Here is a 22624-nt window from a genome sequence, read left to right as displayed (position 1 = left end):
GCTTTTAGGTGTTTTATAAACGCGTACTATTATTTTATAAACGTTTTGTTAAAGTGGAGGATAAGGAGGTGAAATGAAAATATATAATTATTTTAGTTGGCTAATTACTTACAAAAAAATGCCGTTGTTTAAAAGAAGCTACTTTTTATATATCGTCTATACCCTTTTAGTTTTTTCAGCCTGTAAAAGAAATGATGTAGATAAAGATTTACAAGAATATTTATTAGCTGTTGATAGTATTTCTCAACAAAAACCAAAAGAAGGATTAAGAAAAATAGATAGTTTATTAGAAAAGAAACAAAATTCTAAAAACAGGGCTTTATTGTTGTTTAGCAAAGGAGAACTTTTTTACCTGAACGATAAGTTAATAGAGGCAAAAAACATACACTTAGAAACCTATAAATTATTTACAAACCTTAAAGATGATTATAATAAAGGAAGGAGCTTAATAACATTAAGTGCTACTTGTATGAAGCTAAATGAGCTAGAAGATGCTCAAAAGTATGCGTTAGAGGCTTTAGAAATAGGCGAAAAAATAGAAAACACCCGACTACAAGCAAAGGCAAATAATCAGCTATTTAATCTTCATTTTATATTAAAAGATTACGAACAGGCATTGTTTTACATAAAAAGGTCTGAAGAATTATTTACCGATCCGAACGATCCTAATTCTATAATTGCAATAAAAGGTAATATAGCTGGGGTTTATTTAAAATTAAATCAATACAATAAAGCTTTACAACAATTTTCTGAAGCCTTGGCTTTAGGAGAGTCTGCTAAAGATCCAAAAACAATTGTAAGCATTCTTAATAATATTGGCTATACTTATTTAGAGGCAAAACGGTTTGACGAAGCAGAAAAATTTTTAAGAGGAGCAGTACAACTTAACAAAAATATAAAAACACTTAATGGAGCTCCATATAAAGGTTTAGGTACCTTGTTTTTGGTAACGAATAAGTTAGATTCGGCGGAGGTAAATTACAATAAAGCCATGTCGATTTATAAGAGTAAGAAAAATCTTACAGAAGAATTAGAAATACGAGATAAGTTAATATCCATCGCTATTTTAAAGAAACAGTACCAAAAAGCATTAAACCATCAAATAATACGAGATAGTATAGAAGTGGTTAAGAGTAAAAAGCAAAACCAAAAACTTCTTCATTTTGCTAATGTGAACTATAAAATTAAAGAAAAAGAAATAGCATTAACCCATCAAAAAGAAATAAACAAACAAAATTGGTGGTTAGGAATTAGTGTAATTATATCGTTGGTACTTATTTTAATTATAGCATTGTTTTTTGGATATAATAATAAGCTAAGAGCGGCTAATAAAGCTTCAAAATTAGAACAACGTTTGCTAAGAGCTCAAATGAATCCTCATTTTATATTCAACACCTTAGCGGCGATTCAGAATATAACTTTAGAAGGAAACCCAGTAAAATCATCAAACTATATAGCTAAGTTTTCAAAACTTATTCGACAAAATTTTGATTATGTTCGAAAAGAAGAAATTAGCTTAGAAGAAGAACTAGCTATGATATCTAATTACATAGATACACAACAACTTCGATTTAATAATAGTTTTACCTATCATATAAATGTTTGTGAAAACTGTAATACCAAACAAATTAAAGTGCCCCCGATGCTGTTACAACCTTTTGTTGAAAATGCTATTGAATATGGGTTGAAAGAAAAGAAATCAGGAGGAATATTGAACTTAAATATTCGAAAAACAGGTGAAGAACTTTTTTTTGAAATTGAAGATAATGGAGTAGGAAGGAAGCAAAAAAAGAGTCAAGAAAAAATAGCAAAAGATTTACACGCTACCGATATCTTTATTGAAAGATTACAGATAAGAAATAAAGGAGAAGAAAAATCTTTTACCATAGAAGATTTACACGATAAGGATGGACACCCATCAGGAACAAAAGTTGTATTTAAATTAAAGTTATAAAATGATAAAAGCTGCTATAATAGAAGATGAGTTTAATGCACTAAACACATTAACAAAACTGTTGCAATACACGCAAAAAGATATAGAAATTGTAGCTAAAATTGATAATGTAGATGAAGCTATAGATTTTTTAAGCAACAATAATTTAGATTTAGTGTTTATAGATATTGAGTTGATTGGAGGAAATGCTTTTCAAATATTAGAAGCCTTAGAAACCATAAACTTTAAGATGATATTTACCACAGCGTACGATGAATTTGCAATAAAAGCTATTAAGTTTGATACGGTAGATTATTTATTAAAACCTATAGATTCTGACGAATTAAATGCTTGCATAGAACGTTTTAGAGCGGACTTTGAAAAAGAGAAAAAATACACGCAAGCACTAAGTAAAATAAATGAGTTTGATAAAAAAGAGGCTCAAAAAACATTGCTTATTAAAACTACCGAAGAGCAACATTTTTTACATGTAGATGATATTGTACGTTGCCAATCAGACGGAAGTTATACGCTTTTTTATACTACAGATAAAAAAATAATGAGTGCTCGAAACTTAAAGTATTACGAAAATATTTTAAGCACACACGCTTTTGCTAGAGTGCATCAATCTCACTTAATTAATATAAAATATTTAGCTTCAGTAAGTGCTAATACAGTTAAGTTGTCAAGTGGCGAAAATGTTCCTTTATCATCAAGAAAGAAAACGTATTTAAAACAGTTTTTAGAGAATTTTAATACGAATACAAAATAAGAAGTAACACATATAAAACTCATTAAAAGAGAAGAAAAGTTCCATGTAGATTTGAGGTAAATAGTTAAAAACCTAAACAAATTATCATACCATGGGACTTAAAGAAAAAAGATTCACCAAGACTTTTCAAGAAGAAAAATATCCTGCATTAAAAGAACAAATAAACAATGCAGCAGGTTTCGATGTAACAATTGATGTAGAATGGGATACCATGTTCGAGGATAAGTTTTTACACTTATATGATGACAGTTACCCTAAAATTTATTTCCAACCACTTATTGATGCTTTTTCAGCCATAGCAACTGATGATATGGGGAAAGAAGCATTGTCAGAATCGTTAAAAAAAGTGGTAATTACCAATAAAGACGATCACCACAACCCAACGCATGCTTATACCTTTGAAGAAGGAGTTTTACAAGTAAACCATAGCCCAATTTTAAACGCAGATAAAGTTCAAGACAGAACAGATGTGCTTGTTGATTTATTAGAGAACAACTTATAGTCTAGTAATTTATAACAAAAATAAAAATTGCTATGGAAACAGATTATATCAATCAATTTAAAGCGCAATCACCATCTGTCATAATCCATAACATGTTTAGAGGAAAAAAGCAACTACCAATTGCTTTATCACTAAAAAATGGACTTTATGTAGAGGGTTTTGTGGTAGACATTACGAAAGATGATTACCAAACATTTGCATGTTTAAGAACCGAAGAACAAGAAGTGTTGTTTTTCGACCTCCAAGAAATTTCAGTTTTACGAATTAAACATCCTAAAAAGATGGCTGTTTCTTTATCAAAAGGAAGCATCAGTCGTCCAATAGGAGAAGAATCTATTAGTGCTTTACAATTAAAAAGATGGGTTTTAGAGCAAGAAGCGTTGCTAGAAGCAACTATTAACTTATCATTTGAAAGCTCTGAATTACAAGAGGCTAATGCTCGTTTAAATTGTAAAGATGTTATTACAAGTTTGTTAAAAGCAAAACACCAGATAGTTGAGGATGAAATGGGGTTAGAAGCGTGGAAAAACATAAAAACGATAGCTGTTTCTACCGCAGAAAAACTAGAGGTAAACAAAGAAGGAGATGTTTTAAAAATAGGTATTGAGATTCATAAAGTATTACCTAAAGAGTTAGAAAATCTTTTTGTTGAGAAAATAGAAAAAGCATTGTAGAATACTAAAATTAATAAAAAATGGGTCTTAAAGAAAAAAGAGCAGTTCAAACATTTAAAAACGAATCATTTCCAGCATTAGAAGCGGAAATAAACAATAAAGCAGGATTTAACGTATCACTAAACATAGCGTGGGATACATTGGTAGAAGATAAGTTTTCACACCTTTACAATGATACGTTTCCAAAAATATATTTTCAACCTTTAATAGAAGCAATTAGTGCTATTAATATTGATGAAATTGGGGGAGAATTGCTAAAAAATGGATTAAAAGAAGTAAAAATTGTTAATGAAAATAACGAGCACAATTTAGAAAGAGCAATCACTTTTGTAGATGGGGTGTTAACCATTAATCACAGTCCAATAATGAATGCTGATAAGGTGGAAGAGAAAACAGAAAGAATTGTACACCTTTTAGAAACGCATTTAGAAGAATTTGCAGGAAACGAAGCCAGTGTTGAGAGTACAGAAAACCCAAATAATATTGTAGGAGGAAAGGTAGATAACACTATAAAATTAAGCTTACCTCAGTTGCACAATCAATATGTAGCTTTAGCTTTTGAAAAACAAGATAATTTAGCTGATATTGTTGAAGATTTACCTTGGACTTGTGATATGCTTCAGGGAACGGTAACTTATGGTGATCTTACCTTTAAAATGCAGGTGTTAGGAACCTACTCTCATAATGAGCAATCTTGGTTATGGGCTTGGGCAAATAAACAAAGCGGTATTCCAGAACAATTTTTAGAAGCTTCATTACAAATGAAAGCTTTAGGGGAACAACATGGGATAGAAGATTTGCTTTCATCAAAAATAGAAACAGAACACGATCCTGGTCATTATTTCTCATTCGTAGCAACAGGAATAAATCAAGCAAGTTGTTATGCTCCATTACCTTTTAAAGGGCTTACTGTGTATGTATTATTATATACGGATATGGTTGATGAAAAAGAGATAAACATTCCTGCTTTAATTTGTTCACACTTCTCAAAAACAACTACTCGTATGGATTTTGAACACAAGCATGCATTGTTTTGCTATTTAGTTCAAAAAGGATATGAGGTTGAGGTATCAGGAAATAATATCGTTGCTAAAAAAGGAGAAGATCAAATTTTAGGAATTTTTGATCTAAAAGGAAGGTTATTAAAATTGTCTAACTCGACAGTTCCAGTAGGAGCTTAAAAAGAAAAAGTATGTATCAATCTACCACATTATCAGAATTAGAAAAAGAACATCAAGATGCGTTAACGCAAGCGCAAAATAAAATGATGGATGACTTAAACCTTGCGCAACAAAACGGGGATAATGAATTAATTCACCAAGCAAGTGTTCATTTTCAAAACGTAGCTAAAGAATTAGCTGAACAATACACTAAACGTATTGAAGAAATTAACGAGTTGAACCTTAAAAATGTAACAGAGAACATTCAAGAGGTATATGATAACTCGAGAGCAGATATTGATTTAAATGCGTTGGTGTATGACGGTGATCGAGATTATGTTTTGGAGTTTCAAGAAGATGAGCTAATTCAAAAAACGTTGGAAAGAATAAAGGAAAACAATCCAGTTTTTCAATCGAGAAGACACTTGTTAAAATCAAGTTTACGCTTAACAAAAATGCTAGCGCCTGTACTTCATGAAATTGGAGATCATTGTAAAGAGGTGTTAAAACTGAAAGCAGATATTGAGTTTTTTGTGTACCAGGAAGATAAATTCAACGCATCATGCTACCCACCAGATGAAGATAAATTGTATATTATTTTAACTTCGGGAATTTTAGAACGTTTTACAAAAGATGAACTAGCTTTTGTTATTGGTCATGAAATCGGACATGTTTTATTCGAGCATTTCAATTATCCAGTAAAACATATTTTAGACGAAGGAGTAAACGACTTAGCGCCAATTCATGCAATGAAATTATATGCGTGGAATCGTAATGCAGAAATTAGTGCCGACAGAGCTGGTTTATTATGTTGTAAGAGTTTTGAGGCAGCAGCAAGAACCTTCTTTAAGTTATCGTCAGGGGTAACTTCTGATTCTTTAGATTTTAAATTAACCGAGTATATCAATCAATTTTCAGATTTAGAAGAAGTTTTAAATGACGACACACACGATCCATCAGATTGGTATAGTAGTCATCCGTTTAGCCCACTTCGTATTAAAGCGTTAGAGTTATTCAATAAGAGTAAAACGTATGAGTTATTCAATCCTGAAATTAACGGAGAAATAACAGAAGAAGCGATGGAGCTAGAAATACAGCGAATTATGTCGTTGATGGAGCCAGAAGATTTAGGAAATGAAACTGAACATTCAGAAAAAATTCAACGTTTTATGTTCTTAGGTGGTTATATGATTTCAAAGGCAGATGGCGTTGTGGATGATTCTGAAATACAGGCGTTGAGTAGTGTGGTGTCTCCATCAGTTTTTGCACAGTGTATGTTAACTATTAAAGGATTAACAGAGCAAGATATTATTGATGAGATTATAGCGCTAGCAAAAGAGTTAGACATTGTAATTTCTGTGATGCAAAAATTAAATATTCTAAGAGATTTATCTATTATTTCTTATGCTGATGGAAGCATAGATGCTTCAGAAGTTGAGGTGCTATATAACTTAGCAAAGCAACTATATATAAAAACTGAATTTATTGATAGAATTATCAGCGACGCCCAAGGCGTTGATTAACAAAATGATTTTTTGTTTACCATGCTAGCCAAACTATACATGCTAATTATGTATGGTTTGGCTTAGTTTGTATAATAAAAGTGCCCATCCAACAATTAGTAGCAAGCCACCTAAAGGAGTAATAGGACCTAAAAATTTCATTTTTTTACCTTTTGCGTCTGATAATACTAAACCATAAATACTGAAGGAAAACAGTATAATTCCAACTACAAAAGCGTAATATATTGCTGAACTAGGTGTTTCAAAATAACTTCCAACGAATAATAAAACGAGTGCATGATACATTTGATATTTTACACCCGTTTCAAATGATTTCAGTTGATCTACGTTTAGAATTTTTTGTAAAGCATGAGCTCCAAAAGCTCCAAATATCACAGCAAACATTCCAAATAAAGCTGCTGTTATTAATACAATTTGTTGTGTCATGTTTATAATGAATTAAAAAGAGAAACCAATACTTAAAGCTACTCTGTCTTCTTGTGAGTTTCCTTTGAAATAAGAAACATTTGCAGTGAATAAGTCAATTCCGCTTAACCAAATTGAACCACCATAACTAGTATGCCATTTCTTTGAATTAGGAGAATACGGAGACCATACACGACCGTAATCAAAACCACCAGTAATACCAATTTTTACAGGAATAATTCCTGTGCGAATGCGTCCGAAACGCAAACGTAAATCGTTACTATGATAAAAGCTTTCGGTTCCAGAAAAACGTTCTCTATTAAATCCACGTAAATTACGGTCACCACCTAGTGTAGCTGCTTGGTAAATTTCAAAACGATTTCCTACATTAATTTGAGTTCCCACTTCAGAAGCAAAAACTAAGGAGCGATTGGACACTAAATTTTGATACATAGCTAAAGAACTTTTAATGTAACCAAAGCGTCTGTCGAAATCGTCTAAGTTGGCTTTAGCTCCAACAGCTAAATCGAAGTTCATACCTTTGGTAGGAAAACTACTATTGTCTACTCGGTTGTGATTAAAGTTCAATTCACCTCCCCAAAAATAATTAGTATCAAAAATAGCTGTAGGTTGATTGTCAAAATTATTAATAAATCTACCAGGTGTATCTTCAATCTCAATAGCCTCAAAAAGACCTGAAATTTTAAAAATACTTCCTCCTCGTAATCGTTTTAATAACGAAGGAGAAAAGCTTATTTCTTCTTTTTTAACACGATAATGATCCAAGTCAAAGCTTTGATCGTATACACTTTCATTACCCCATCCAAAGAAATTAAAAGAATAATTATCGCTTGTAGCTTTAGCGTGCAAGTGCAAGCTCCAATTACCAATTAGTTCAGTAAATTCACCGTTGTATTCAAGATCGTATCCTCCAACGGCTGAATAGTAATTAGCGGCTAAGGTGTGTTGACTAGCAAAAGGTTGTTTTTTAAAACCTTGTTGTGTATAGGTTACAGAAGCGCCAAAGAAGAAACCATCATCTGGATTGCTTCCTAAACTAGGATACACTACTGTTGTATTATTATTAATATCTCTAAAATTATAAGTATTTTTAAAGTAGCTGTTTGAGCGTAAATCTACAGTTTCAGAACTCGGATTTATGGTGTTATTCTTTGATTTAAAATCGTAAATTTTTGTTTTCTTTCTCCATCCAGCAACGGATGATTTATCTGTATACATATCGTGATTTTGACCACCTATAATTCGTAATAAAATTCCATCGTGTACATCACCAGAAATTAAAAACTCATCATCTCCATTTAAACCATAAAGCTGTACTTCATTCGTTTCTTTTGTTTTGAAAATACGGTTATAAATCTCGTTTTCTTTTCTAAAAACAGTAACGCTAGTTTCGTCATCATTTAAACGTTTAATAATGAATTTATCGTCTTTATCTGTACCAACTACATGTACAACTTTGTTTAGTTTGGTGTAATAACGTTTAGCAATTTCTTTTAATTTATCTCTTCTAGCTTTAATTTTAGCAATGGTTTCTTTTCCATCAATATCATAAATAACCTTTGGTAATTGCTGAATTGAATTTTCAATTACTTCATCAGTTAAGTGTTGTTGAATGTATTCAACTTGTTGATACCATTCATCTAGTGTTAATTCATTTAAAAAAGCAGCATCAAAGAAACGAGCATAGTTGTTGTACCACTTCATGTTTTTGATATCGTTATCAAAAGTTTGCATGTTTTTTACTAAGGGTGCAAATTGCTGAAATAGAGGAATCATGACTCCATCAAATTTAGAGAAAGGTTGATCTCTATCTCTTGGAATAGGACGATAATAGGTTTTGCCATTTTCGGTTTTAAAAGAAGCCCAACGCCATTGGTCTTCATGTCTATCCCAATCACCAATTACCATGTCAAACAAACGTGAACGAACAACCCATTCTTGATCAATAGAGTGTTTTCCATTTTTTCTGATTTTTTCTAACACATCAAATGTGCTAACAATATCTTCTGAATTTCCAAAGTTGTCTAATTCACTTCGGTCACCAGCAGGTCGTTCTTCTAACAGGTATAATTGTCCTCCAAAAATATCATTATGTTTACCTAAAGCAGGTTGTTTAGGCATGTAATACAGTTTTGGATTGGTGTGATAAATGTTTACAGCGCCAGCCATATCAGGAACCACAAAAGCAGCATAAGGGTGAGACATAGTAAAGATGTCTTGTACCACATCAATTAAAAAAGTTCCTTTTAAAATACCACCCATAATACGACTTCCGTCTTTTATCATTGAACGTAATACGAATTGTTTTCCTTCAGGATTTTCTAATCGTAACGAATTGGTTTGGTTACCACCACCTCTTCTGATAGGAGTTAAACCTCCATAGACATTCTCTAATTCTAGTACAGGAACTTTAATGGTTTTTCCATATTTTTTTCTGTGTAAATCTCCCCACATAAATTTATGAAACCCGCTTACTTCAGTAGCTTCCGAAGGGTAAATAGAGGTTTCTATAAATTCTTTATGTTCATCATATTCAGGAAAGTCAGAATAAGTTTTAGTTTGTTTTGGTTTTACAATTTCTTTACTAAAAAGGAGTTTATGTCCATCTTTGGTGTTGGCAGCATAATATTCAATAACAGCAGAACCGTCTTTATAATAATTCAATCTTGCATATCCGTGGTTACCGTAGGTAAATTGAGCTCCATAACCAATTAAAGCAGCTGATTGTTTTGAACCCGAACCACTAATTACTTGCTTAAATCCGTCTTGCTCTATGTATTGTAGGTTGTGATCGTGACCAGAAACAAAAACAATATTATCGGTGAAATCATCAGATACTGCTTGTATTTGATTAATGAAGTCACTATAGTTTTTATTAAAAATATCAGTTTGAATTCCTGCATGTGAGCGTAGCGCATTTTTCAAAGTACCTAGAATTGGCGCTGGTTTCATGTGGTCTTTTATAGAATAACTTCCTCCATGTGGACCGTTACTATATAATGGATGATGTACAGCAACCACAACATTTTTGTATCTGTTTTTTTTGAAAAGACTAGAAACTTCATGAATAAAACGTTCACGAGTTTTAATTTCACAGTTGTCGTTCATTTTTGGCTCCTTATCCCAATCCATAATAAACCAACGACTGTCAATAATAATCATGGTAAGATCGTCATTGATTTCTACTTTATCCAATCCACAACCTCCCTCAGGTAGGAAAGAATCTTTTCCTAAAGCTTGTTCAACTAATCGTTCTTGTTCTTTTAAACCATCAACACCATTATACCAGTCATGATTTCCAGGAATAAAAATTGTTTTTCCTTTAAAATCTTGCAGTGCATCAATTTGTGTTTGTAAACGATGTTCAGCTAAGGCTCTATCTTTATGTTCTTTATTGGGGATTCCGTAAGGGTAAATATTGTCTCCTAAAAATAAGGTAGTCGAATTTTTAGAAGCTTTGGCTAACTCTTTTTGAAAAAAGGTTAGTGTAGGTGTTGTTTGCCCCATTTCGGCATTACCAGCATCTCCAATTAAATAAAAGGAGTGTAACAATTCTTTATTTGTTTGAATTGTTTTTGGAGAAGTCTTATCTGCGTATTTAGCTTTATAGGATGCACAACCACTAACTACAACAATTATAGTTAGATACATGCAAAACTTGGTTAAGTTCATGTTTTGTTTTTTTGTTATGTAAAAATAAGGCTTTTTAGGGTAAAACTACTGTTTTAATAAATGCTGATAGTCTTCAGGAGTGTCAATGTCTAGCAAGTTTTGAGTAGAATTTACTTTGATAACATTGTTGTTTTGTTGTAGTAGAAAATTCTTTGCGCCTTTGTCTCCTTTTAAATCCAATAAATCATTAAAATAGTTCTTCGGAAAAATAGCAGGAACTCCAACACTACCTTGATAGTTAGAGGCAATTATATTGGAAGGGTTCTTTTTTGAAGCTTCAATCAACGAGTTCAAATATTCAGATGTAACATGAGGTTGATCCGCTAGCATTATTAAAACACTATCAAAGTTATGTTTTTGTAAGAAGTCAATTCCTGTTACTATACTAGTACTTAATCCGTCTTTATAATTTGGGTTGTAAATGATTTCAACAGTTTTTGTTGAAAGTTGCTTTTCAATCACTTCTTTATTAGCTCCTAATACACAAAATACATTTTTTACGACTGATTTTTGAGCTTGCTCAATAGCCCATTCTAATAACGTAGCGTTTTTATAAGGAAGCAATTGCTTTGTTTTTCCCATTCGGGAAGAATTACCAGCAGCTAGTATGAGAATTGCTGTTTTTTGCATTGTATTAATTGTGGATTCGTCCAGTAATCTTTTTTAGAGAAAAAACTTCCTTGTTACGAATTACTGATAATATTTCTGCTAAGATTGATAAAGCTATTTCCTCAGGAGTTTCAGCCCCAATATTTAAACCAGCTGGCGTATGAATCTTATCTAAAAACTCATCAGAAACATTTGGAGAAAATTCAAAGAACTCATCAAAAAGCTTTTCACGACGCTTAGTAGCTCCTAAAATACCAATGTAAACAGGATTCTGTTCTTGTAACTTAATCAACCAGCGTAAATCGTAAGTGAAATTATGATTCATAATAACAATAGCAGTATTGTTATTTACTTGAGAAAGTTGAATTAATTCTGGAGTTTGTGCAACTACCGATTTAGCTCCGGGAAAATCAGATAGTTCTTTCGGATCTTTAATAGAAGTAATAACATCAACTTCCCAACCTAACTGGGTAGCTTGTGCACAAAGTTTCACAGCATCATGCTCACCACCAATAATAAGTAAACGAAATTGCGGATGTAAAGTTTGTTTAAAAGCAACCAGTTGATCTGTTTTTTTAGGATAAAACTCTTTATTGAAAGAGTAGGTTTGTTGATTGTTAAATTGAATTACAGAACCAAAATTACCATAAGATTCATCTTCTTTTTGAAAATAAGATATGAGGTTATACGGTTTTCTTTGAATGTTGTTTTCTGAGAAAGCATGAATAAATTCGGAAGAAAGATTAAAAGGTTCTAAAAGAACATATAATATTCCCTCGCAACCTAAACGATAACGACCATCATAGGTTATTACTTTAGGTTTGTTGTTTTCAAAAACCGATTGAGCTCTACGTTGTACTTCTTTTTCAACACAGCCTCCGCTAATGGCTCCAATTATTTTTCCGTCAGAAGAAAGTAACATTCTAACTCCTGGTTTTCTGTAAGAAGACCCATCTAAATCGACGACAGTAGCCAATACATTTTGTATTCCTTGTTGTTGGTTTATAGTAGCTTGTTGTAGTATTTCTTTAAGTTCGTGCGTCATTTTTATATTGAAAAACTCTTTTAAAAGTACGTTTTTTTATGGTGTTATTAAAAAAATAATACTGGTTAATAATTTATTATTTTAGCAAAAACCTTTTTCATGAATAGTTTGATAGAAAAGACAGAGCAGTTTGTGGTGGATTTACTAAATGAAAGTTTAGCTAAGAATTTTGTATACCATAACATTGCGCATACTCAACGAGTGGTTGAAAAAACACTTGAATTAATTGAGGGAGAAGCTTTTTCAGAAGTAGAGAAGCAAGCGTTAATTTTAGCTGCTTGGTTTCATGATGTAGGATACACTGTAAACCCAGATAACCATGAAGAAGAGAGTGTAGCTATTGCTACTAACTTTTTAAAAAATGAAGGGGTTTCAGAAGAGATAATTGATGAGGTGTCAAGATTGATAGCTATTACCAAAATGGGAGTTAACCCTAGCACCGAAGTAGAAAAGATTTTAAAGGATGCTGATTGTTCTCATGTGGGTAGTAAAAACTATTCTGATTTTAACGAGTTATTGCGTAAAGAAAGAGAATTGATGTGTGGTAGAACAATAAAAGATGTTGAATGGGATGACGCGAACCTTAATTTTTTAACTAAACATCGCTTTTATACGAGTAAAGCTTCTAAACTTTGGGAAAAACAAAAAAGTAAAAACATAGCACAGCTTTTAAAGAAAAAGCAAAAACAAGCACAAGAAGCTGCTAAATTAAAACAGAAAAAAGAAGAGTTAGCGTACAAGAAAAATAAAATAGAGCTACCAGAAAGGGGGATAGAAACGATGTTTCGCGTAGCGATGCGTAATCACATAACATTAAGTGATATTGCCGATACAAAAGCAAATATCTTACTCTCGGTAAATGCAATTATTATTTCAATGACCTTGTCTACTTTAATTCCTAAGTTAGACAACCCGTCAAATCACTACCTAATTATTCCTACGATAATTTTTGTGATTTTTACAGTGATTTCAATAGTCTTATCAGTTTTAGCAACCAGACCAAATGTTACTGAAGGAAAATTTACAAAAGAAGATGTAACCAATAAAAAAGTGAATTTATTATTCTTCGGAAATTTTCATCAAATGAAGTTGCCAGAATTTGAGTGGGCAATGAGTGAAATGATGCAAGACCGTGATTATTTATACGGTTCTCTTACCAAAGATTTATATTTCTTAGGATTGGTTTTAAATAGAAAATATAAGTTATTACGAATTACGTATACAGTTTTTATGATTGGTATTTTGGTAAGTGTAATAGCTTTTGCTGTAGCCTTTAATATACAAGATAATGCTTCAAAAGTAGCGGAGTTAGTATCAAGATTATTATAGACGATTATTTAAACTCTTGGATTAATTCATCAATAGTTATTGTTTTTTTAGCGTCAAAACTTTCTTGATAAATAACCTCTACACGTAAAGCTTTTAATCCAGAAACTCCTTGTAGGTCTTCAACTTCTAATTTTTCTACTTTACCTAATAATTTTTTAGATTGAAGGTATTTAATGTATTTATTGTACTCATCAGCATCTTTATCTTGAGAATATACAATTGCTATTTTACCAGGAACAGTTAGTCGCTCTTCTGTTCCTTTTATATGAGCTTTGTCAATACGTTTTTTTATGATTTCGTATCTAATATTATAAGCGCCATCAACGTCAAACTGCTTTTCATCCATTCTGAATTTTATGGCTAATGGATTACTGTGAACTAAAATTAAAGAAGCAACTCTAAGCTTGTGTTCCATTTTTTCAGCAGCTTTTAAGGCAATGTTTTCCATTTCACACATTACTTGTAATTGCCATAACCTAAGGTTGTACAAGTATAGATCGTCGTATTTTTTCTCTTTTGTTAATGACTGTCCTATATACATGTTATACTCAACACCATCAGTTTTATAACGTTCGAAATAATGAGGAAACATTTGTTGAGCCTCTTCTTGTCTAGCATCAATAAAAGAAGCTAATTTATCGTTTAGTAAAGTAACACTATCTTCATAAGCTTTACGTTTTTCATATACTACTTGAAGGTTAGGGTCTAAACGTTTAATGTATTCCTCAACTAGAGTGTTTAAGTGATTGTTAACCTTTTTTATATGGTTAAAAACAGGGTAGATATCACGTTTTAAAAAATCTAAAATGGCTATTTCATCACCAGCTTTTAGTCCTTTTTTAACTTCTGATAAATACTCTTCAACTCTAAATCGTAATTCTTTATAAATTGGCAGGCTTTCAACTTTGCAGGCTTCTAACAAAACAGAAATAGCTAAAGAAAGTTGAGTGTTTAAGTCTTCTTTAATAGCTGTGTTTCTGGCAATAGATGAACCTTTAATATCTGATTGACCATACAAAGGATGTACGTCTGGAAAAACAATATCTTCAATCTTAATGTTTTCCTTATCTTCAAATGATTCTCTATGAAATCTTTCAGCAGCTTCATAAAATCGCCACTTTACAGTTGGATGAATAGAGGTGTAGTTTTCTTGAATTGTAGCTTCAAGTATGTTTTGATGTTCTTCAGAAAAACGATCTACAGCAATTTTAAACAGCGGGATTAAAACTTGTAGTTTATTTTGATTAATCGAGTTTAGTTCAAAAGGCCTTGGTGAAGCAAATTCAATAATAGCTAAGCTATTTTTAGCCGAAGCTTGTATAGGTACTAAAATAATGCTACCAATATTTTTATCTTTTAACCGTTGGTAAAAGTTTTTATTTTCGGTTTTTTGGCCATATTTCTCTACATCAGAAATAGCAAGAGTTTCGTTTTTTACAAAAAGCTTTTCTACAATATAATTACAAAAAATACAATCGCAAGAAACATCTTTTTCATAGCTAAGAACTAAACTTCCTTCTTTATTTATGTGTGAAGAAGAAAAACTGTTTGAATTGGTTTCAAAGATGGAAAACCCAAAGGATAGATCATTAATTCCAAAAAACTTGCGAAATATTTCTTGTAGTGTATTAACTAAATTTTCATCTTTTTTGATGAGACTAGTTCTTATTTCTGAAATAATTTCATCAGTGGTTACATCAAATAAATTCATGATTCCGAAGCCTTTAAATATATAGGATTCTGGAGGGAATTTCTCTTTCCAAATATCGATGTTTTCGAAATTGTCAAGTAATATCTTTATATCTTCTTCAGTTATTTTCGGCGCATTTTCAGAAGGATAAATCTCCATAAAGTCGGCGTTAAAAGCTGCGCGATACTTTTTTATAGTATTGGTTGTTTGATCTGGAATATCGAAATAAAAGGGGCGTTTTATGTCGATAGAGTAGTTGTACACGTCTTTTAGAATGATACTACAGGCATATTTATACATTAAATCACTTTCAAAATGACGGACTTTTAATTGGTAGTCATCTCCAGCATTTTGTAAAATTTTTTCAAATCGGCTAGTGAATTTAAAAGACGTAAAAGTAAACGGAATGCTAACCGCTTTAATTTCATTTTCTAATAACAACTCAGGGAACAAAGGTTCTAGGAGTAACTCAATAGTATCCTTGTGTTTTTCTAATAAAGATTCATCAGAAAAACCATCAATCAACTCAGGAGCTTTTTTTGCTTCTCGAACTATATTTATTGAAGATTGATGATATGGATGTTCTTTAAACTCTTCACCCGCGTATTTTTGAAATAAAGCAACAATCTTTTCAAAACTTATTTTAAGTTTAAAAGGGAGTTCTATATTCTGAATATCTCTAGTTCGTCTTATGTTCATAAAGCAAGAAAATGAATCTATACAAATTTACGAAATTGCTAACTAAATAGTCGTTTTTAGTTGTACTCCCTTTCAAAAAATCAAGAATAATCTTTACGTTTTGTTTAAAAATTAAAATCTGAAATTATAATCTCGAATTTTACCTTTTTTTCCTAGGCTATTAAATTTCCAGCTAAAACCTAACATAAAATATTGTTGTAATACTGTGCTTTCAGAATCTTCTATGTAGTTTGATGTGGCTCTACGTTGTGCATTGGTATTCTGATTCAATAAATCATAAGCTTTTAAACTAATAGTCCCTTGATCTTTTAATACCGAGTAGGCTAGGGTAGCGTTCCAAAACCATGAAGCTTTGTTAAAACCAATTACATTTGGATTGTAGGTGTAACGGATATCGTTTATCCATTCTAATTTCTTCGGAATGTTTGTTTTGGTTCTGATATCAACAGAATGTCTAGTGAAATTTCTGTTTTGTGTGGTGTTTATATCATATTTCGTGTTTGAAAAATCGATATCGTAACTACCTTCAATTGAAGCGATTTTATCCCATTCTAAAGTAGCTCTGAACGTAGGAGTAAGAGATGTTGTTTTAGCTCCTTCTTTTATATCATTTAAAATATTGAAGTTTTTATCCGTTCTAATATGTGCACCAGCTCTAAGTTGAAGGCTTACAATAGAATCTAATTTTATTTTTTTGCTATAGCTACCTCCTCCTACAAAATCATAACCCCCGTTTGTGTTTTCGTATGTAGTATTTCTAACTAAGTCATCATCAATAGATGTATTAGTGATTACCTGATCATTGTATAGACTACCTCTCATGTAAACCCAAAAACCTGTTCGTGCTTGCCAATTAAATTTATTAAAATTGATATAAGCCGTATGGTTTTGAGTAGGCTTTAGGTTCGGGTTACCTGTAATAATATTAGATGGATTGGTTACGTCAGAAAAAGGTTGTATCTGGTTTATATTAGGTGCGTTATTACTTAAACGATAATCAAAATAAACAGATGCTTTAGAGTCAAATCGATATCTGAAACTAGAGTTAAGGTCTAAGTTGTTGTATTCTTTTTGTAAACTCAATTCAGGACGTAATTGATCGTTGTTTTCTAATGTTCTGTTTACAAAACCAGTTTCGAAATTAAAACGCCATTTTTTGGTTCTATACACTAACTCTACTGAAGGAGTTTTAGTAATGTCATTATAAGTAAAGTCAGAACTTAAGTCAGTATTGAAGTTGCTGTATTGTTGTGTTGCGTCGTCAAAATCAAAAGTATTTTCTTTATTTTCTCGTTCATCACGTTGGTAACGGTATTTTGCGTCTAAAAAGAATTTATTGGCTACTAAAGGGAAACGATATACGAATCGAGTAGTAATTCCCGTTAGGTTGTTTTTAATAGAACTTTTTTGATCTCTAATTTCTGTACTTGGAGAACTCCCAAAAACTTCAATAGTAGATTTGTTAATTTCTTCTGTATCTGCTTTATCAATACGGTTGGTAATCGAGGCTTTTATAAAGGAACCTTTGCTTCCCATCTTTTTTGTAATGTCTAACCTGTTTTCAAAGTTGTTAGCTTCGGAAGTAGCATAAGCTGTACTGGTGTAGTTATTTGTAAGTGTATTATTTTCATCTAAAGATTCTTCTTGCCTACGACTACTACCTTCACGTTTATTAAAAACGAAAGTAGGTCTAATGTTAATCAATAAGGTAGAGTCTATTTCGATATCAAACTCAGTATCAAAACTATGATTGTGGTTTTCATCATCAGAAGAAGTAGTAGAATTTGAAAAATATTTTCTATCAGGTAGTGTGTATTCTCTATTGCTTTTTGATTCGTTATTAGAAGTACTACCAGAATAAAAATAGTTAGCATTTACATCTAATCCCTTACCAAATTCATCAGCATAGGTTGCTCCTGCTGTTTTCGATTTTATAATTCCACTTCCACCACCAAATCGTCTTCCGTTAATACTAAAACCTCCGTTTCCTCCAATCCAAATATTACCACCGCCACCAAACATTTTTTGAATTTCTCCAAAACTGAATCCAGGCGAGTTAATATTGTTAGTACTAGCTAGTACACTAAAACGTTGATTGTTGTCAAAACGATTTACCATTGCAGCTCCTTCGTAGCGTTTGTCAGTACCTACTCCTCCAGATACTCTACCAAACCAACCTTTATTGTTTTCTTTTTTAATGGTTAAGTTGATAGTTTTATTGTTAGCGTCTCCATTTTCGCCCGTAAAAGCTTCCGATTTAGATTTTGTATCAGTAATTTGAACTTTTTCAATAATGTCTTTTGTTAGATTTTTAGTTGTGATACTAGGATCGTTTCCGAAGAAAGGTTTACCGTTAACTAAAATTTTATTTACATCTTTTCCGTTTACGGTAATTTTACCATTTTCATCTACTTCTACACCAGGGAGTTTTTTTAACAAGTCTTCAACGTTAGCATCTTTTTTAGTTTTAAAAGATTTTACATTAAACTCTAAAGTGTCTTTTTTAACTGTGATAGGAGCCCTAGATTGAATAACAACTTCACTTAAAATATTGCTTTCTTCTTTTAATGAAATGGTTCCTAAATTCAAAGTAGAAGATTTATCAAGTTGAATTTGTTTTGAATAACTGTCCATTCCCACATACGAAATAAACAGTTTTACATTTTTATCGTATGATTTTCCTTCTAAAGAAAATTTTCCTTTGTCATTTGTAATTGTGTAGGTAACAATAGCGCTGTCTTTAACTCTTTCAAGATGAACTGTGGCAGCGTCGATAGGTGTTTGTTCTTTTTCGGAGTTTATAGTTCCTGTAATTTTGAACTGGTAAGATTGTGCTAAAATTGAACTAGTCAATAATAACGTAAAAATAAAAAGTAGTTTTTTCATTTTTTATAGCAATTTGATTTTCAATTGGCTACAAATAAAGAGAAAAAACTACTTTCTGAAAGTTAAATTTTGTTAAAATTATTTTTGACGGAAATAAATACTAATAGGTACTCCGTTAAAATTATAGTGTTCGCGTAATTGATTTTCTACATAACGCTTATAAGGATCTCTAATATACTGTGGTAAATTAGCAAAAAAGGCAAACTGTGGTGTATGCGTAGGTAACTGCATACAGTATTTAATTTTGATAAATTTACCTTTTGTTGCCGGAGGTGGATTATGCTCCATAATCTCCAACATCGTTTCGTTTAATTTACTGGTTTGAATACGACGTTTTCTGTTTTCAAAAACATCAACAGCAGTTTCAATAGCTTTAAAAATACGTTGTTTAGTTAACGCAGAAATAAAGATGATTGGTACATCAGTAAAAGGAGCAATTGTTTGACGGATTTTAGCCTCAAAATCGCGCATGGTATTAGTTTCTTTTTCAACTAAATCCCATTTATTAACTAAAATAACAATTCCCTTACGGTTTTTCTCTGCTAACCAGAATATTTTTTCATCCTGACCTTCAAATCCACGAGTTGCATCGATAACCAATACCGCAACATCACAATGTTCAACAGCACGAACAGCACGCATTACCGAATAGAATTCTAAATCTTCTTTTACTTTTGATTTTTTTCTGATCCCTGCTGTATCAACCAAGTTGAATTCAAATCCGAAACGATTATATTTAGTATCGATAGAATCTCTTGTAGTTCCTGCAATATTGGTTACAATATTTCTGTCTTCTCCAATTAAAGCATTAATAAATGATGATTTTCCTGCGTTTGGACGTCCAACTACAGCAAAACGAGGTAATTCGTCTTGTTTATCTTCGTTTTCGTCTGGTTCAGGAATTTCTTCAACTATAGCATCTAGTAATTCGCCAGTTCCACTTCCGTTAATAGAAGAAATTGTGTAGTATTCACCTAGTCCAAGATTGTAAAATTCAACAGCATCAGCATCACGCATCGCATTATCAACCTTATTAACCGCCATAAATAACGGTTTTTCAACCTGACGTAAAATTTTAGCAACTTCAGCGTCCATAGGAGTAATTCCTTGCTCAACATCAACTACAAAAACAATAATATCAGCTTCGTCAATAGCTAGCTGAACTTGTTTACGTATTTCTCCTTCAAAAATATCATCAGAACCAATTACATACCCACCAGTATCAATTACAGAAAATTCTTTTCCGTTCCATTCAGATTTTCCATAATGTCTATCTCTAGTAACTCCACTAACAGAGTCAACAATAGCTTCACGACGTTTTACTAGTCGGTTAAATAAGGTAGATTTTCCTACGTTAGGTCTTCCTACAATCGCAATAATACTCATTTTGCAAAAAAATTTGTGCAAAGATACAATTTCGGAAATGATTTATAATGAATTTTAGATAGTATATAGTTTTTGCTATATTGTTGGCGTTTAATATTTTAGTTTAATGGATGATAAATTATACAACCAGATTTTTTTAAAACCCAGATTTCAGTTAGAATATGAGATGAATTCTCAGGTTTTATTGGAAGAAATTAAGAAGCACTTAAACGATGTTTCTAAGTATAAAATGAAGGTTGTAGATAATCATGTTGTGGTTGATATACCCGAAAAAGAGTCGCATTTATGGTCGCCACAACTGCATATTGAAATAGAAGAAACTTCTAAAAGCACTTCGCACATTAAAGGATTGTTTGGTCCGAAACCTCAAGTGTGGACTTTCTTCATGTTTTTACACTTTTTGGTGGGCACTGCATTTGTAATTTTTGGAATCGTTGCTTATAGCAATTGGTCATTAAAACAAATTAGTATGTTGCCTATAGTAATGTTGGTTGTATTGCCTATTGTTTGGGTAGCTCTTTATTTAGTAGGTAGCCTAGGGAAATCAACCGGAAAAAAACAAATGGATGAATTAAAAGAGTATACCAAAGAATTGTTACGAACAATTAAAGAGCATTAATCTTTATAACCAAATCGTTTTAATTGACGCTCGTTAGAACGCCAGTTTTTGTTGATTTTTACATGTAAATCTAAAAACACCTTCTTGTCAAAAAACTGTTGAAGATCTTTTCTAGCCTCAGTTCCAACACGTTTAATGGCGCTTCCTTTATGCCCGATGATAATTCCTTTTTGAGTTTCACGTTCTACCATAATAACAGAACGGATTTTGATGATATTATCTTCTTCAACAAAACTTTCAGTTTCTACTTCTACCGAGTAAGGAATTTCTTTTTTATAGTGTTGAAGAATTTTTTCACGAATCTTTTCATTTACAAAAAAGCGTTCAGGTTTATCGGTTAACTGATCTTTTGGATAAAAAGGAGGTGATTCTGGTAAAAGTTCAATGATTTTATAAAAAACGCTTTCTACATTAAAGTTTTCAAGAGCAGAAATTACATACACAAAAGAATTTGGGACTTTCTTTTTCCAATAATCAATTTTAGTTGCAACTTCCTCTTGAGTAGATTTGTCAACTTTATTTAATAATAAAATTACAGGAATTTTACTATTGATGATTTTATTGAAAAAAGCCTCATTTTTTAATTCTGTTTCACCAACTTCTACCATATAAATAAGAACATCGGCATCTTCAAAGGCAGATTTTACAAAATCCATCATAGACTCTTGTAACTCGTAAGCAGGTTTTATGATTCCAGGAGTATCAGAAAACACAATTTGATAATCGTCTCCATTGACAATCCCCAAAATACGATGTCTTGTAGTTTGTGCCTTAGAGGTAATGATTGATAATTTTTCACCAACCAATGCGTTCATCAAGGTTGATTTCCCAACATTAGGGTTTCCGATAATATTTACAAATCCTGCTTTATGTGTCATAGGGCAAAGATAAGTTGTTTTGAGTAAGAATTGTTGAATTTTATAAGCTTGTTATTGAGTGGTTTAAAAAATATTTTAAAAATAAATGCTTTTTTATTTGGATAAAACAAACAAAAGGGCGTATATTTGCAACCGCAAATCGCGGGATAGAGCAGTAGGCAGCTCGTCGGGCTCATAACCCGAAGGTCGCAGGTTCGAGTCCTGCTCCCGCTACTAGATAAGAGCAATCAGAAATGGTTGCTCTTTTTTGTTTTGAACTATTTATAAATGAATGTTAAACTTTTTTTAATCTTTTGTGTTTTAGTAAATAAAGACATTACATTTACCGATTAAACATAATACAACTAATTAAAACCAATGAAAAAAATACTTTTTATCTTGTTGTTGGCCATCGGTAGTATTTCTTACGCACAGGTGCACGATCCTGTAAAATGGAGTACTTCAGTAAAAAAGATTTCTGATAAAGAAGCAGAATTAATTGCTGTTGCTACAATTCAAAAAGATTGGCACTTGTACTCGCAAGAAATTCCTGAAGGCGGACCAATTCCGACGTTATTTACTTTTGAAGGTGACTCACGTTACTTAAAAAAAGGAAATACAACAGAGCCAGAAGGACATGTAGTTGACGACCCTATTTTTGAAATGAAAATTAAATACTTCGATACTAAGGCTGTTTTTACTCAAAAAATTCGTTTAAAAACTGCGGAAAAGTTCACGGTTAAAGGAGTGGTAGAGTATATGGTGTGTACAGGAATGAACTGTTTACCTCCAAAAGAAGTAGAATTAACTTTTAATGTAAATTAATCCCTTTCCCCAAATAA

At 31.8% G+C, this 22624-nt stretch carries 17 protein-coding genes and 1 tRNA gene; 10 read left to right on the top strand and 8 right to left on the bottom strand.

Going from position 1 to position 22624, the window contains the following annotated elements; all coding sequences use genetic code 11:
* Positions 1 to 118 precede the first annotated feature (118 nt).
* The 6 genes from OU788_RS00285 to OU788_RS00260 all read left to right on the top strand — a co-directional run bounded on the left by OU788_RS00285 (position 119) and on the right by OU788_RS00260 (position 6564).
* Positions 119 to 1954 (top strand): tetratricopeptide repeat-containing sensor histidine kinase, encoded by a 1836-nt coding sequence (locus OU788_RS00285; RefSeq protein WP_274633300.1) that lies wholly within the window; start codon positions 119 to 121, stop codon positions 1952 to 1954.
* A gap of 1 nt (position 1955) precedes the next feature.
* Positions 1956 to 2705: a LytR/AlgR family response regulator transcription factor gene (locus OU788_RS00280; RefSeq protein WP_120186253.1), complete on the top strand. Its 750-nt coding sequence runs from the start codon at positions 1956 to 1958 to the stop codon at positions 2703 to 2705.
* A gap of 91 nt (positions 2706 to 2796) precedes the next feature.
* Positions 2797 to 3207 carry a hypothetical protein gene (locus OU788_RS00275; RefSeq protein ID WP_274633299.1) on the top strand — a complete coding sequence of 137 codons (411 nt, stop codon included), beginning with the start codon at positions 2797 to 2799 and terminating at the stop codon, positions 3205 to 3207.
* 32 nt (positions 3208 to 3239) lie between these two features.
* On the top strand, positions 3240 to 3881 hold the full coding sequence (locus OU788_RS00270) for a hypothetical protein (protein ID WP_274633298.1): 642 nt from the start codon (positions 3240 to 3242) through the stop codon (positions 3879 to 3881).
* A gap of 20 nt (positions 3882 to 3901) precedes the next feature.
* Positions 3902 to 5062, top strand: a complete 1161-nt coding sequence (locus OU788_RS00265; RefSeq protein WP_274633297.1) for a DUF6882 domain-containing protein — start codon at positions 3902 to 3904, stop codon at positions 5060 to 5062.
* 11 nt (positions 5063 to 5073) lie between these two features.
* Positions 5074 to 6564, top strand: coding sequence for a M48 family metallopeptidase (locus OU788_RS00260; protein WP_274633296.1), 1491 nt, complete (start codon positions 5074 to 5076; stop codon positions 6562 to 6564).
* Between the two features lie 42 nt (positions 6565 to 6606).
* Here the strand turns inward: OU788_RS00260 and OU788_RS00255 are convergent, their stop codons facing one another.
* The 4 genes from OU788_RS00255 to OU788_RS00240 all read right to left on the bottom strand — a co-directional run bounded on the left by OU788_RS00255 (position 6607) and on the right by OU788_RS00240 (position 12316).
* Positions 6607 to 6990, bottom strand: coding sequence for a DUF423 domain-containing protein (locus tag OU788_RS00255; RefSeq protein WP_274633295.1), 384 nt, complete (start codon positions 6988 to 6990; stop codon positions 6607 to 6609).
* Between the two features lie 12 nt (positions 6991 to 7002).
* A complete protein-coding gene (locus tag OU788_RS00250; protein WP_274633294.1) occupies positions 7003 to 10641 on the bottom strand; it encodes a ShlB/FhaC/HecB family hemolysin secretion/activation protein in 3639 nt (1212 codons plus the stop codon).
* A 66-nt stretch (positions 10642 to 10707) separates the two neighbouring features.
* Positions 10708 to 11292 carry a nucleotidyltransferase family protein gene (locus tag OU788_RS00245; protein WP_274633293.1) on the bottom strand — a complete coding sequence of 195 codons (585 nt, stop codon included), beginning with the start codon at positions 11290 to 11292 and terminating at the stop codon, positions 10708 to 10710.
* Between the two features lie 4 nt (positions 11293 to 11296).
* Complete coding sequence (locus OU788_RS00240; RefSeq protein ID WP_274633292.1) at positions 11297 to 12316, bottom strand: XdhC family protein; 1020 nt, start codon at positions 12314 to 12316, stop codon at positions 11297 to 11299.
* A 99-nt stretch (positions 12317 to 12415) separates the two neighbouring features.
* Here OU788_RS00240 and OU788_RS00235 point away from each other — a divergent pair, with 99 nt between their 5' ends.
* Positions 12416 to 13645: a Pycsar system effector family protein gene (locus OU788_RS00235; protein WP_274633291.1), complete on the top strand. Its 1230-nt coding sequence runs from the start codon at positions 12416 to 12418 to the stop codon at positions 13643 to 13645.
* 4 nt (positions 13646 to 13649) lie between these two features.
* Here OU788_RS00235 and OU788_RS00230 read toward each other — a convergent pair whose 3' ends face one another.
* The 3 genes from OU788_RS00230 to der all read right to left on the bottom strand — a co-directional run bounded on the left by OU788_RS00230 (position 13650) and on the right by der (position 20306).
* Positions 13650 to 16034, bottom strand: coding sequence for a GAF domain-containing protein (locus OU788_RS00230; RefSeq protein WP_274633290.1), 2385 nt, complete (start codon positions 16032 to 16034; stop codon positions 13650 to 13652).
* A gap of 111 nt (positions 16035 to 16145) precedes the next feature.
* Positions 16146 to 18920, bottom strand: coding sequence for an outer membrane beta-barrel protein (locus OU788_RS00225; RefSeq protein ID WP_274633289.1), 2775 nt, complete (start codon positions 18918 to 18920; stop codon positions 16146 to 16148).
* A gap of 78 nt (positions 18921 to 18998) precedes the next feature.
* Positions 18999 to 20306: a ribosome biogenesis GTPase Der gene (gene der / locus OU788_RS00220; protein WP_038005898.1), complete on the bottom strand. Its 1308-nt coding sequence runs from the start codon at positions 20304 to 20306 to the stop codon at positions 18999 to 19001.
* A gap of 106 nt (positions 20307 to 20412) precedes the next feature.
* Between der and OU788_RS00215 the strand changes: the two genes are divergently transcribed.
* Entirely contained in the window at positions 20413 to 20925 is a 513-nt protein-coding gene (locus tag OU788_RS00215; protein ID WP_274633288.1) for a GTP-binding protein, read from the top strand.
* Here OU788_RS00215 and era read toward each other — a convergent pair.
* Positions 20922 to 21803 (bottom strand): GTPase Era, encoded by an 882-nt coding sequence (gene era / locus OU788_RS00210; RefSeq protein ID WP_274633287.1) that lies wholly within the window; start codon positions 21801 to 21803, stop codon positions 20922 to 20924. The genes OU788_RS00215 and era overlap by 4 nt on opposite strands.
* Before the next feature lie 140 nt (positions 21804 to 21943).
* On the opposite strand from era, the gene OU788_RS00205 reads away from it, so the two are divergent.
* Both OU788_RS00205 and OU788_RS00200 read left to right on the top strand, forming a co-directional pair.
* Positions 21944 to 22016, top strand: a tRNA-Met gene (locus OU788_RS00205).
* Positions 22017 to 22160: 144 nt separating this feature from the next.
* Positions 22161 to 22607 carry a protein-disulfide reductase DsbD domain-containing protein gene (locus tag OU788_RS00200; protein ID WP_274633286.1) on the top strand — a complete coding sequence of 149 codons (447 nt, stop codon included), beginning with the start codon at positions 22161 to 22163 and terminating at the stop codon, positions 22605 to 22607.
* The last annotated feature ends 17 nt before the right edge of the window (positions 22608 to 22624 follow it).

It is taken from the genome of Tenacibaculum sp. L6 (assembly GCF_028823685.1).
Classification (GTDB): domain Bacteria; phylum Bacteroidota; class Bacteroidia; order Flavobacteriales; family Flavobacteriaceae; genus Polaribacter.
The sequence above is the reverse complement of the archived record's forward strand: the minus strand, read 5'-3'. Positions and strand labels throughout refer to the sequence as shown.

Bases quoted from the DNA above. Each gene is read 5' to 3' on its own strand.
- OU788_RS00285 (WP_274633300.1), top strand. From the start codon at position 119: ATGCCGTTGTTTAAAAGAAGCTACTTTTTATATATCGTCTATACCCTT.
- OU788_RS00280 (WP_120186253.1), top strand. From the start codon at position 1,956: ATGATAAAAGCTGCTATAATAGAAGATGAGTTTAATGCACTAAACACA.
- OU788_RS00275 (WP_274633299.1), top strand. From the start codon at position 2,797: ATGGGACTTAAAGAAAAAAGATTCACCAAGACTTTTCAAGAAGAAAAA.
- OU788_RS00270 (WP_274633298.1), top strand. From the start codon at position 3,240: ATGGAAACAGATTATATCAATCAATTTAAAGCGCAATCACCATCTGTC.
- OU788_RS00265 (WP_274633297.1), top strand. From the start codon at position 3,902: ATGGGTCTTAAAGAAAAAAGAGCAGTTCAAACATTTAAAAACGAATCA.
- OU788_RS00260 (WP_274633296.1), top strand. From the start codon at position 5,074: ATGTATCAATCTACCACATTATCAGAATTAGAAAAAGAACATCAAGAT.
- OU788_RS00255 (WP_274633295.1), bottom strand. From the start codon at position 6,990: ATGACACAACAAATTGTATTAATAACAGCAGCTTTATTTGGAATGTTT.
- OU788_RS00250 (WP_274633294.1), bottom strand. From the start codon at position 10,641: ATGTATCTAACTATAATTGTTGTAGTTAGTGGTTGTGCATCCTATAAA.
- OU788_RS00245 (WP_274633293.1), bottom strand. From the start codon at position 11,292: ATGCAAAAAACAGCAATTCTCATACTAGCTGCTGGTAATTCTTCCCGA.
- OU788_RS00240 (WP_274633292.1), bottom strand. From the start codon at position 12,316: ATGACGCACGAACTTAAAGAAATACTACAACAAGCTACTATAAACCAA.
- OU788_RS00235 (WP_274633291.1), top strand. From the start codon at position 12,416: ATGAATAGTTTGATAGAAAAGACAGAGCAGTTTGTGGTGGATTTACTA.
- OU788_RS00230 (WP_274633290.1), bottom strand. From the start codon at position 16,034: ATGAACATAAGACGAACTAGAGATATTCAGAATATAGAACTCCCTTTT.
- OU788_RS00225 (WP_274633289.1), bottom strand. From the start codon at position 18,920: ATGAAAAAACTACTTTTTATTTTTACGTTATTATTGACTAGTTCAATT.
- der (WP_038005898.1), bottom strand. From the start codon at position 20,306: ATGAGTATTATTGCGATTGTAGGAAGACCTAACGTAGGAAAATCTACC.
- OU788_RS00215 (WP_274633288.1), top strand. From the start codon at position 20,413: ATGGATGATAAATTATACAACCAGATTTTTTTAAAACCCAGATTTCAG.
- era (WP_274633287.1), bottom strand. From the start codon at position 21,803: ATGACACATAAAGCAGGATTTGTAAATATTATCGGAAACCCTAATGTT.
- OU788_RS00200 (WP_274633286.1), top strand. From the start codon at position 22,161: ATGAAAAAAATACTTTTTATCTTGTTGTTGGCCATCGGTAGTATTTCT.